The 12,235-nt window shown below is 42.3% G+C and carries 13 protein-coding genes; 3 read left to right on the top strand and 10 right to left on the bottom strand.

Going from position 1 to position 12,235, the window contains the following annotated elements; all coding sequences use genetic code 11:
* Positions 1–243: 243 nt before the first annotated feature.
* The 8 genes from hilC to prgH all read right to left on the bottom strand — a co-directional run bounded on the left by hilC (position 244) and on the right by prgH (position 5,657).
* Positions 244–1,131 carry an invasion transcriptional regulator HilC gene (hilC, locus tag ACQ29O_RS18185; RefSeq protein WP_000243998.1) on the bottom strand — a complete coding sequence of 296 codons (888 nt, stop codon included), beginning with the start codon at positions 1,129–1,131 and terminating at the stop codon, positions 244–246.
* Positions 1,132–1,475: 344 nt separating this feature from the next.
* Positions 1,476–1,928, bottom strand: a complete 453-nt coding sequence (locus ACQ29O_RS18190; protein ID WP_000612179.1) for a type III secretion system effector protein OrgC — start codon at positions 1,926–1,928, stop codon at positions 1,476–1,478.
* On the bottom strand, positions 1,925–2,605 hold the full coding sequence (orgB, locus tag ACQ29O_RS18195; protein WP_000916654.1) for a type III secretion system linker protein OrgB: 681 nt from the start codon (positions 2,603–2,605) through the stop codon (positions 1,925–1,927). Before orgB ends, ACQ29O_RS18190 begins: the two co-directional genes overlap by 4 nt.
* On the bottom strand, positions 2,562–3,161 hold the full coding sequence (gene orgA / locus ACQ29O_RS18200) for an oxygen-regulated invasion protein OrgA (protein ID WP_001574876.1): 600 nt from the start codon (positions 3,159–3,161) through the stop codon (positions 2,562–2,564). Before orgA ends, orgB begins: the two co-directional genes overlap by 44 nt.
* Positions 3,133–3,891 (bottom strand): type III secretion system inner membrane ring lipoprotein PrgK, encoded by a 759-nt coding sequence (gene prgK / locus ACQ29O_RS18205; RefSeq protein ID WP_253336083.1) that lies wholly within the window; start codon positions 3,889–3,891, stop codon positions 3,133–3,135. The genes orgA and prgK overlap by 29 nt, the downstream gene beginning before the upstream one ends.
* Complete coding sequence (prgJ, locus tag ACQ29O_RS18210; protein ID WP_000020431.1) at positions 3,888–4,193, bottom strand: type III secretion system inner rod protein PrgJ; 306 nt, start codon at positions 4,191–4,193, stop codon at positions 3,888–3,890. The genes prgK and prgJ overlap by 4 nt, the downstream gene beginning before the upstream one ends.
* Positions 4,194–4,211: 18 nt before the next feature.
* Complete coding sequence (prgI, locus tag ACQ29O_RS18215; RefSeq protein WP_000235228.1) at positions 4,212–4,454, bottom strand: type III secretion system needle filament protein PrgI; 243 nt, start codon at positions 4,452–4,454, stop codon at positions 4,212–4,214.
* A gap of 24 nt (positions 4,455–4,478) precedes the next feature.
* A complete protein-coding gene (gene prgH, locus ACQ29O_RS18220; RefSeq protein WP_000450198.1) occupies positions 4,479–5,657 on the bottom strand; it encodes a type III secretion system inner membrane ring protein PrgH in 1,179 nt (392 codons plus the stop codon).
* Between the two features lie 315 nt (positions 5,658–5,972).
* Here prgH and hilD point away from each other — a divergent pair, with 315 nt between their 5' ends.
* From hilD to iagB, 3 genes are all read left to right on the top strand, one after another.
* A complete protein-coding gene (gene hilD / locus ACQ29O_RS18225) occupies positions 5,973–6,902 on the top strand; it encodes a transcriptional regulator HilD (RefSeq protein WP_000432699.1) in 930 nt (309 codons plus the stop codon).
* A 1,090-nt stretch (positions 6,903–7,992) separates the two neighbouring features.
* Positions 7,993–9,654: a transcriptional regulator HilA gene (gene hilA / locus ACQ29O_RS18230; RefSeq protein WP_001120085.1), complete on the top strand. Its 1,662-nt coding sequence runs from the start codon at positions 7,993–7,995 to the stop codon at positions 9,652–9,654.
* Between the two features lie 17 nt (positions 9,655–9,671).
* Positions 9,672–10,154: an SPI-1 type III secretion system invasion protein IagB gene (iagB, locus tag ACQ29O_RS18235; protein ID WP_000558929.1), complete on the top strand. Its 483-nt coding sequence runs from the start codon at positions 9,672–9,674 to the stop codon at positions 10,152–10,154.
* Positions 10,155–10,207: 53 nt separating this feature from the next.
* Here iagB and sptP read toward each other — a convergent pair whose 3' ends face one another.
* Both sptP and sicP read right to left on the bottom strand, forming a co-directional pair.
* The gene (sptP, locus tag ACQ29O_RS18240; RefSeq protein WP_000922298.1) at positions 10,208–11,839 is read right to left on the bottom strand and encodes an SPI-1 type III secretion system effector GTPase-activating protein SptP; all 1,632 of its coding nucleotides are present in this window, start codon (positions 11,837–11,839) and stop codon (positions 10,208–10,210) included.
* Entirely contained in the window at positions 11,826–12,218 is a 393-nt protein-coding gene (sicP, locus tag ACQ29O_RS18245) for a chaperone SicP (protein WP_020937154.1), read from the bottom strand. Before sicP ends, sptP begins: the two co-directional genes overlap by 14 nt.
* Positions 12,219–12,235: the final 17 nt, after the last annotated feature.

Here is a 12,235-nt window from a genome sequence, read left to right on the forward strand (position 1 = left end):
AAATGAATTCCTTTTACAAATCTGATAATGATTAAATTTACTGTTTTACTTTACTGTAATCTCTTAGAGTACAACGATTGCCCGGCGCCTGGTGGCCATGTATGTCTGACAATGAACGCTTTCGATTCCCTTTCATTAACTACATATCACTGGTGTAGCGATACTGAAATATACACTACGATTAAAAAAATATTTGGTATCTGTAACGCAAACAGATAGTAACGTTTAAAATAATTTCACAAATCAATGGTTCATCGTACGCATAAAGCTAAGCGGTGTAATCTTAAAATGCCGTTTAAAAATAGCGATAAAATAAGAAGGCGTATCATAGCCACACATCGTCGCGACTTGTGAAATATTTCCAGCCCCCATACGTAATAATTTTATAGCCTGATTCATACGAGCATCTAGGTATATTTTGCTAAAACTCACCTCTTCAGCGGCCAGTTTTCGCTTCAGACTTGATACGCTCATAAACAGCTTTCCCGCCACCTCAGCCTGTGACCATTTGCGGGTGAGATCGCTGATAATAATGTTATAAACTTTCTCTTTTGTCGTAATTTTTATTGCTCGCTCAAGGAAATCAAACCCACCGGGCTTACGTACAAATGCCGATATAAGATACATCAATGAGAAATATGAATAATCATGATCATCAATACTCACATTACTACAAACCCGTGGACATGCCACACCATGCAAAATAGAGTCAAAAGTATCACTCATCCCTGGCAACAAGTCCGCATGAAAAAAATACTTTGGTTTCGTTTTTAATGATAGCTCTCGATCATTATAGTTTCTTGTACTGTAAAAAACTTTGTAGAATTTTTGCATTAAGTCATAGGAAACTTCCAGTGAAGAAAAATCAATATGCCCTTCTATTTCGCTCATACTAAGCGTGATTGTTTGATCTTTTTCCAATAAAAATAAACACGGCGCAGATTGTTCGATGAACTCCCCAAATTCGTTTTCAATTCGCAAACTGCCTTTATTAAGTTTAAACAATAAGCAGTTTGCGACATAATAGTCTCTTACGTCAGCTAATCCATTTATTAATGGAAATTTGTTCGGCTGTTGAAGGTGATTATTGCTAATGGCCTCAACTGATTTATTCATTGAAGGCAATACCATATTTTATCCTGTGTGCTATAAGGAACTCAAAATCGTTATATTCTTATAAACAAATAATTAAAACTCACAGAGATGATTTAAATCCGATTTTTTTATTATTATAGCCAATAATTACATTCCAACGCGCGTTCATTTCGTCACAAAAAGATACCCTTACAAACTTTATGCACAATTTTGTAATAAAAGCTTACAATATTAATATAATCATTTCAGAATAAAACGGCTGGCAGACATCTTAATAATCCATATACATCAATAAGATAGACACACTGGCATGGTGCATTTTCTGCATTATTTGCTGATATATACACCATACCTTATCACAAATCGCCAGCAATGGGGGTTCACCAGTCAATTGCCTCTTTGTTTTCCCCGCCCGATAAAATAATCTCCTGCATCCAGGAGGTCATTTGTGACTGTGCGTTCATTGTACCAACTAATACCCCGTTTAAAGCCTCATATAAATGGGTGCCCGGTTCAACTTTTGCTAACATGTTTTGTAGCATAGCCGTTTGCTGCTCAAAAGAAACAAAAGCCGAATCACCACTGTTAGGATCTTTGAAGGCATTCATCTCTTGATAAATGCTATCTTTAAGCGTTTCAGAAGAGGCTGACTCAGGAAGCGCCAGAAGTCGTTGGTAGAATGCATCATAAAGATCAACGTCGCCGCCATTGCTTAAAGGCGCGCTATCCACATTATTCAGCATAGCGGCCCTGGCACTCAACGAAACCACACCCGTCGCTTCAGTATCTGCTGTCGGGACCAAATAAGAAGTCGGAATCGTACCCGGTATCACCTTATAACCTCCGCTTGCGTTTTTGTCTTCCATTCATCAATAAGTGCGTTAATGGCGTTATCAGAAATTGTCCGGCAGTCTTGTGGAAGTTCATCAAGATGATGCTTAATGACGCCTACTGCCGTTTCAACAAATTGTTCAGGTGAAAATTCTGCGATCTGATCGCCGCAACTCATGATAAAGCGCTGTTCCTGATGATATTTAAGATTAAAAGTGCCTGGCCAGTTCTCCATAAGCAACACCATCAGTTTTTGGTGATCTTTTTTCGCATTAACTGGCAGTGTTAAAAAAAGTTGCCCCTCAGGCTTATCGAAATCCCTTAGCCACTCATCCAGGACGGTTAAAAGCGTTTCGGGATGGTCGACCGCAGCTGAAAATAACTCGCGGGCATAAATCTGTATTTTTTCCATCCACTTCCAGGCCATTGTCTGATTATCAGTAAGATAAGCGGCGACCTGCTGTAACGCGTCTATCATTCCCTGCTCGTAACCTTCCTGATAGGCGTACATCCGCAAGGTCTTTGCCTCTTCTTCCGCCTCTCGCAAAATACGCTTAGCCCGTTGATGCGCCTGCTGTTCTAATCTTTCAATAGAGAAATAACGTTCCAGCGTTTTACGCTTTATCAGTATCCCCTCAACAGGCGAAAGCGGGGACGGTATTGGGATATTTTTGAGCATATTGTAAGGCCAGTAGCAAAATTGACATTTCTACAGCATCCTGCTTCAATGCCTCCTCAATAAATGGAGGAAAAAGCAAAGGAAAACGCTGTGCTAAAGATTCAGGTAAAAATTCATTTAGGGCATTTAACTGTGCATACCCGACGCTAAGTAAAAACCGGTGATTCGGCGCCTTATTGCAGACAGATAAACTTGTTCCCTGATGCATTGCCAAAAATGCTTGCGCCCAATCCGGCAGGCCAAGCAAGGCTCCCTGCCTTGCCAGATCGGCTCTCAGTTTATGGCAACCGAGTAAATACGCTACCTGCGGCAGTCGGCGCCACTGACGCAGCCACAGCTGCGTCAGTGAGTTTTGAATACACTCCTTTTCTCCGTTCTTAAGCCGCCATGCCGCCAGTATTAACTCATTTGCCGCCGCCCTGGCGGCGGGTCTGACAATCATTTCCGGCGCTATCTGCAACCGCTGAGGATGGATATACGATAACGGATCAAAAATGATTCTTTGCCAGATAATGGGTAATGGCTGCCTATTCATTTGACGATTTCGCCTTATCATCAGCCGTTATGCCTTTCTTATTGCGGGCATAATGTTTTTTGTAATACCAGACGCCAAAGCCTGCTGACATCACGGATAACAAAATAATCAACACAATCCAACTGGTTGCAAAAGAATTACGTTTTACTGGTGTGCCGGGAGCCTGTAATTGGGCATCAGAACGTTCTGACAACACAACAGAAATGTTGTCATAATCCACATCGGCAAAACTATTCTTTAAGAAACGCTTGATATCGCTGATCTGATGCGCAAGCGGCGAACCTCGTTCATATACGGCTAATGCCGACAGATGAACAGGTTTTGGCGGACGGCCATTTTCACCAGCATCAATATCATAACTAATATGGACCCTGGCGGAGAGCACGCCCTCCATCGTCTGTAATGACTGTTCCAGTCGCTGTTCAATAGCCGAATATAACCTGGCCTTTTCAGCTCGCGGAGACGATACCAGCGAATCCGCCGGGAACATCTGCGCTATTTCCACCCGTGGCCGGGGAGGAAGCTGATAAGTTTTAATCCAGTACACCGCAGCGGTAAAATCAGGCTCAGCAACGGTAATGCTATAGCCCAATTTTCCGCTATCAATTTTATTCGCCTCTATATTGTGCATTTGCAGAACGGCAATGACCTCATTAGCCTGTTCCTGGTCCAGTCCTTTTAAAAGATCCTTATCCTTACAGCCGGCAAGGGTCATTACCAGCAGAAAGGTATATAGATATCGACGAATCATGAGCGTAATAGCGTTTCAACAGCCCCGACTCCTTTACGAGTAAGGGTACTTACCATAGAAACATACAGGTTATAATCTGAAATCATCTCTTGCGAAATAGCCAGCTCTTTAGGATCCGTCACCAGATTAGGGTCCTCAATCCTGTTGGTAATCGTCTGTTTATCCACAGCCGTGGCAATCGCCGAACCAGAAAAAGCCTGGAGTAGCCGGTCATCCAGCGAGACAATGTCCGTCTCCATAGACCTGATATTGACCGCCTGCCCTATAACGGCATTCTCTGGGACAATAGTTGCAATCGACATAATCCACCTTATAACTGATTAACGGAAGTTCTGAATAATGGCAGCATCAATATCCTTAAAGACTTTTACCGTGTTCGATTGCGCGTTACGGTACAAGTTATATTCCGAGAGCTTACTCTGATACGCCGCCAGTAGCGCCGGATCGGAGGGTTTTGCTGCTAATTTATCCAGCGCCTCTGTTACCTGCGTTTGTAGATTATCAACGCCCGTATCAAATTTTGCTGAGACGTCATCCAGATAGCCTGACCAAGGTGTTGCCATAATGACTTCCTTATTTACGTTAAATTAAAGTGGGCTTGGGAAATACCAATGGCCTGGGCTCATTTTGATATAACCTTCCGCCCCGTACTGAAATGAGCGCCCCTTGAGCCAGTCATCTTTTAATTCGATCGCAAACTGCACATAGCGTCCTCCCCATGTGCGGTAATAGCTATCGACAAATTGACGGGCTCTGAGTATTTCTACATCATCGAGCGCCCCCTGAATAACAAACGTTACGCCCCCCTTATGATTCCTGCGGGAATAAGGTAACGCCTGCTGTTTTAGCCCCGCTTCCGCCTGGCCTGCTGCGGTAACATCGTCCATCAACGTGATGTTAACCGAATCCGCGTAAGGCATTAGCGCTCTCAGCTTTTGACTTAACATCTCGAGCTCTTTCTTGCTCATCGTGTTTCGCTGGCGGCTTAGCCAGAAAACGGGTTTACGCGGCTCATCGAAATGAATCCGATAATAAGCCAGCTGCGGATAATAGGTATCCAGCCAGATAGAGATACGCTTATTTTCTTCGTTTTCGTTAATCACTCGCGCATTTTTATCATAATCGCCCCTCGCTAAAACCTGACGAGCCCACAGCGTATCTCTTTCATTTTGCGCAGCGACATAGAGCATTTTGTCCCGGCCTGGCAACACCTGAAAACGCTCCTTCTCCTGCCCCAATAACGAATCGAGCTCTGCGGCCTGCCGCTGCGGCGAGTTAAGTATCCATAACGTCCCCACTGTCCCAATTCCCAATATAAAAAACCCGGCCAGTGCTGCTACAATTCCGTTTTTAAAACGCGGCTCGTTCTTTTTTGCAGACGTTTCTAACTTCTCAGGCTGCTCGGGCACCCACGGCTCGCTTTCCGGGCGAATCAGGATAAGCAATTCACCGACCTGTATTGGCGTATTTAATTGCACCGAACGAGATTCAGAATTTCCTTCTTTCAGCTCATGGAGTATAATTTCGGTCGTATCCGTATCCACCTGGATTTCAAAATTTACTCCGCCATGGTCCAGCGGGATAAAAAAGCTATCGGCAGGTATATCAGGGAGTTGGCCTGAAGCAGTGAGCGCATCACTCTGACCTACCACAAAGAGTGTTCGGCCTGTCAGCAATGGAAACTCACAGCCGTTCAGTGAGCTGTTAAGTAATCGAACTATGTATGGCCCAGGGCTTGTTATCGTCTTCTCTTTTGATGTTTCCATATATACTGTTAGCGATGTCTGTCGTTCTCGATAGCAGCAGATTACCGCACAGGACACAGGGATTCCTGATGAAAATAGAATGAAAAGTGAGAAATAAAATCAATTTATTCTGTATAATGCGTCTCAACACATATTAAAAGAACCATCATCCCCATTGGGGCTTAAACTACTGTAGATAAATTACCCAAATTTGGGTTCTTTTGGTGTAACAATCAGACCATTGCCAACACACGCTAATAAAGAGCATTTACAACTCAGATTTTTTCAGTAGGATACCAGTAAGGAACATTAAAATAACATCAACAAAGGGATAATATGGAAAATGTAACCTTTGTAAGTAATAGTCATCAGCGTCCTGCCGCAGATAACTTACAGAAATTAAAATCACTTTTGACAAATACCCGGCAGCAAATTAAAAGTCAGACTCAGCAGGTTACCATCAAAAATCTTTATGTAAGCAGTTTCACTTTAGTTTGCTTTCGGAGCGGTAAACTGACGATTAGCAATAATCACGATACGATTTACTGTGACGAACCTGGGATGTTGGTGCTCAAAAAAGAGCAGGTAGTTAACGTGACGCTTGAAGAGGTCAATGGCCACATGGATTTCGATATACTCGAGATACCGACGCAACGACTTGGCGCTCTCTATGCACTTATCCCAAACGAGCAGCAAACCAAAATGGCGGTACCCACAGAGAAAGCGCAGAAAATCTTCTATACGCCTGACTTTCCTGCCAGAAGAGAGGTATTTGAACATCTGAAAACGGCGTTCTCCTGTACGAAGGATACAAGCAAAGGTTGCAGTAACTGTAACAACAAAAGTTGTATTGAAAATGAAGAGTTAATTCCTTATTTTCTGCTGTTCCTGCTTACTGCTTTTCTCCGACTCCCGGAGAGTTATGAGATCATCCTTAGCTCGGCTCAGATAACGTTAAAGGAGCGCGTTTACAACATTATATCTTCGTCACCCAGTAGACAGTGGAAGCTTACGGATGTTGCCGATCATATATTTATGAGTACGTCAACGCTCAAACGGAAACTTGCAGAAGAAGGTACCAGCTTTAGCGACATCTACTTATCGGCAAGAATGAATCAGGCAGCAAAACTTTTACGCATAGGCAACCATAATGTTAATGCTGTAGCATTAAAATGTGGTTATGATAGCACGTCCTACTTCATTCAATGTTTCAAAAAATATTTTAAAACTACGCCATCGACATTCATAAAAATGGCGAACCATTAACATTTTTTGTATCTGTCACTTAAGTAAAGATTTTTATTAAAATTGTAATAATTTAAAATTCAGACTGCGCATTAACACGCTCTATCAGGATGGGAGGCTATTCAATATCATTGTTCTGTCCGGAAGACAGCTTATACTGATATCTCTGGTAATTTAAAGTAAGGCTGATTATATAACACGATTTTTGTGAACTTGTCATCGCTATGATGACTGGTAAAACGATATTGCCTTATTCACAGCGTAAGAATTCGTCCAGATGACACTATCTCCTTCCGGCTTTAACCCTGTGGATTAAGGCCGGCATTTTATTCATATTTATACATCATCCGTTCCCTCTGAGAACTATTTGCCTGAACGGTTTATACCGAAACAGTCACGCTTGTTAGCTTTCTGCCAGGCATACCTCCTCTCTTCCTCCTGATATCGATATAATGCCTGGGGCCAGCCTGAGGATGATACTGCTCATAAACCCCCTGCCTTTTTGACGCTATAACTGAAGGGAGTAAAGAAAAGACGATATCATTATTTTGCAAAAAAATATAAAAATAAGCGCACCATTAAAAACAGTCTTTCATTTATATTTTGGAACCTAAGACAAATTACACTCTTAAACTTTCAACGAATGGTCATTTAGTGGAAATCTTCGAGAAAAATGGTTCTGATGGTGTAATTATCAGACCATTAACCATGAAGATATAATAAGCAGCATTTACACCCCAAAAAAATGCAGTAAGATAGCTACAAAACTAATCTCTATTGCAATGAGGCCAAGTTAAATATGTAAATATTTAGATGCCAGGCGCTGACTCTCTCTGCACCAGGATATACGGCAGCGTCCATTCGATAGTCACGGTTAGTTATAACAATATTATTACCAACATGTCAGTTATTTAAAGCACAGGCATAAGCTAAATAATCAAATGTTAAAAACATATAAACCCGAGCCCGTAGAATATGACATTAAGCTCATAATAAAAGCTCAACCTGACCGTTAGTACTAACAGCAGAATTACTGAAACAGTAGATTCTATCCTAACGACTTGTATTAGTTATTATAACTTTTCACCCTGTAAGAGAATACACTATTATCATGCCACATTTTAATCCTGTTCCTGTATCGAATAAAAAATTCGTCTTTGATGATTTCATACTCAACATGGACGGCTCCCTGCTACGCTCAGAAAAGAAAGTCAATATTCCGCCAAAAGAATATGCCGTTCTGGTCATCCTGCTCGAAGCCGCCGGCGAGATTGTGAGTAAAAACACCTTACTGGACCAGGTATGGGGCGACGCGGAAGTTAACGAAGAATCTCTTACCCGCTGTATTTATGCCTTACGACGTATTCTGTCGGAAGATAAAGAGCATCGTTACATTGAAACACTGTACGGACAGGGCTATCGGTTTAATCGTCCGGTCGTAGTGGTGTCTCCGCCAGCGCCGCAACCTACGACTCATACATTGGCGATACTTCCTTTTCAGATGCAGGATCAGGTTCAATCCGAGAGTCTGCATTACTCTATCGTGAAGGGATTATCGCAGTATGCGCCCTTTGGCCTGAGCGTGCTGCCGGTGACCATTACGAAGAACTGCCGCAGTGTTAAGGATATTCTTGAGCTCATGGATCAATTACGCCCCGATTATTATATCTCCGGGCAGATGATACCCGATGGTAATGATAATATTGTACAGATTGAGATAGTTCGGGTTAAAGGTTATCACCTGCTGCACCAGGAAAGCATTAAGTTGATAGAACACCAACCCGCTTCTCTCTTGCAAAACAAAATTGCGAATCTTTTGCTCAGATGTATTCCCGGACTTCGCTGGGACACAAAGCAGATTAGCGAGCTAAATTCGATTGACAGTACTATGGTTTACTTACGCGGTAAGCATGAGTTAAATCAATACACCCCCTATAGCTTACAGCAAGCGCTTAAATTGCTGACTCAATGCGTTAACATGTCGCCAAACAGCATTGCGCCTTACTGTGCGCTGGCAGAATGCTACCTCAGCATGGCGCAAATGGGGATTTTTGATAAACAAAACGCTATGATCAAAGCTAAAGAACATGCGATTAAGGCGACAGAGCTGGACCACAATAATCCACAAGCTTTAGGATTACTGGGGCTAATTAATACGATTCACTCAGAATACATCGTCGGGAGTTTGCTATTCAAACAAGCTAACTTACTTTCGCCCATTTCTGCAGATATTAAATATTATTATGGCTGGAATCTTTTCATGGCTGGTCAGTTGGAGGAGGCCTTACAAACGATTAACGAGTGTTTAAAATTGGACCCAACGCGCGCAGCCGCAGGGATCACTAAGCTGTGGATTACCTATTATCATACCGGTATTGATGATGCTATACGTTTAGGCGATGAATTACGCTCACAACACCTGCAGGATAATCCAATATTATTAAGTATGCAGGTTATGTTTCTTTCGCTTAAAGGTAAACATGAACTGGCACGAAAATTAACTAAAGAAATATCCACGCAGGAAATAACAGGACTTATTGCTGTTAATCTTCTTTACGCTGAATATTGTCAGAATAGTGAGCGTGCCTTACCGACGATAAGAGAATTTCTGGAAAGTGAACAGCGTATAGATAATAATCCGGGATTATTACCGTTAGTGCTGGTTGCCCACGGCGAAGCTATTGCCGAGAAAATGTGGAATAAATTTAAAAACGAAGACAATATTTGGTTCAAAAGATGGAAACAGGATCCCCGCTTGATTAAATTACGGTAAAATCTGAGAGAGGAGATATGCATTATTTTTTTATCATCGTAATCTGGTTGCTTAGCATAAATACGGCATGGGCTGATTGCTGGCTTCAGGCTGAAAAAATGTTCAATATTGAATCCGAACTACTTTACGCTATCGCCCAGCAGGAATCGGCGATGAAACCTGGCGCCATTGGTCATAACCGAGATGGTTCAACCGATCTTGGCCTGATGCAAATTAACAGCTTCCATATGAAAAGGCTGAAAAAAATGGGGATTAGTGAAAAACAGTTGTTACAGGACCCCTGCATTTCTGTCATTGTGGGCGCTTCCATTTTATCAGATATGATGAAAATCTACGGTTATAGCTGGGAGGCCGTTGGCGCTTATAATGCCGGGACGTCGCCGAAACGATCGGATATAAGGAAACGTTATGCTAAAAAAATTTGGGAGAATTACAGAAAATTAAAAGGAATGTCAGCAGAAGAGAAAAACAAAAGACTTTCTATCGCGTCAAACAAATAATTATACAGAAATAGCTTACTTTCAGATAGTTCTAAAAGTAAGCTATGTTTTTATCAGCGTGCCGTCGTCATAAGCAACTGGGCTTGCATTGCTTTTAGTTGTACAAACTGTGAGGCGTCTTCCAGCATTCTATTGTTCCGTGAATTCCGGAAATCTGCACGTACCTGCTCCAGATTACTATGAGGATTATCCTTAAGTACAAGGGCCGCCGCCATCGTTCCGGTTCTCCCCACTCCGCCCAGACAATGAATCATCGGTAAATGCTTATCTGATGAACTACGCCCCGGCGCGCCATTTTGGTTACTATTTTTCACCCTATCCGCCAGGTATTCTAACTGATCCGTAGACGGTAACGGCTGGTGATCTGGCCAATTTTTCACATGCAATACCGGGATTGTATACCGCTTTTCCCCGCAGGACAGTTGCATATTGTATTGGTCTATCGCTTCTCCCTGACTGGCTGAGCTCACTTTTTGGCTGTTGGTATGCACCTCGCCAAAGGTGTAGCTCCCTCTGAAATAGGGTGGTAATTGTTTTGCCTGCATCTGATCTTCCGACGTTAACACCACCAGGCATGAGCATTCTTTTTCAAGAAGCATTTTCATATGCGCTGCCAGCGCATCCGGCGTATTTTTTGGGTACGAACCGGCTAATGCCACAGGCTTACCGTCAAAAGTTAACGTATTCACTGGCACAGGCATTCCATCGCTCAGTTTCACCTGGGTTTGCTGATTAATTGGAATGCTGCTGACCGCAAACCGTGCCAGGCCCAGTGTCGGTCCGCTCATCGTCTGTGGCATTGGCGCGCCGGCTTCTATTTTCTCAAGTTCAGCTGTAACATTTTTCAGTTCTTTAGCAATAACGTGAATTTTTTTTACAGCCTGGGTTAATTCATGAGTAGAGGCTTTATCAACCCACCTCTCAACCTCTCCTCCACAGGTTCCCCATTGTGAGAACCGGGCTACACCGACCTGAATATTTGTTAACGTTGTAACATAATCATTAAGTTGTTTAGCCTCTGGAATTTTATTTAAATTCTGTAAATTCGTCATTAATGAACGCAGCGGGCCGTTACCTGAAGCCATCTCCTGGAAGTTTTCTCGCAGGCTATTTCCATCCATTTGTTCCAGTTGCGGTAATGTTCTTTTAAGTCCCTTTAGCGCGATATCGAGTAAAGGTTGCTTACTTTCTGCTCCAACATCGTTATTTTTTTCTGCCACTTTTGTATCGCCGCCTTTTATGACTAAAGCGGCATTCCTGACACCAACATTATCCTTGCTCTTAATAAGGTTTATAAACCCTTCGTCAGCAGCTTTTACACACTCCGTGATCTGCACTGCTAAACGTTGGGTAAGGGGTTTGTTCATATTTATACGGGACATTAACAGTGCGTCATTAACCGCTGTTTCCCCATATTTTTCCGTTAGTGCATGGAGAAATGTCTGTAAAATCTTTTGGTCCTGTACTCTGATATTTTCCGTATGTTTTTGCACCACTTCAGTGTTTTTAAATAACGGCATTTTTCCAAGCCAGGTTAATACTTTTGACGAAAATTTTTCAGGCGCAACATATGCCTTATCAGTATTTTCCTTAGCAATATAAAGTCGGGCATCATTCGACACACCAACTTTTGAAAACGAAGACAACGTTAAATTATTCAATTTTCTCTCCTCATACTTTAGCATATTCCTGCAGTATGTTTTTGAGCGCTTCCTGCTGATTCACAAATGACTCAAGCTGCGATATAATATGGTAAGTATTTGTCAGATCGGTAATTGCATGTATAAGCAACAACGTCTCTGCGGCATCAATATACGATAACGTACCTTCATTATTCGCAGCCAGTTCACCATTAATCACCATAATCTGCCGCCAGATAGAATCGCCACAAACAGGCGATAACGGTATAATCATACCGTTCAATAACCAGATATCATCTTTAGCTTCAATAGACGTAAAAATATCGCTATCGAGTAATAATAAGCACTGATTGTTGTCGTCAAAAGTGAGCGGTAAACCCAATTTCTCACCAATATTAGCGATAATATCCTGGTGTGCTTGCAATTTACTTTCCTCTTGAA

The organism is Salmonella sp. GDC200615, assembly GCF_050574145.1.
GTDB classification, from domain to species: Bacteria; Pseudomonadota; Gammaproteobacteria; order Enterobacterales; family Enterobacteriaceae; genus Salmonella; species Salmonella enterica.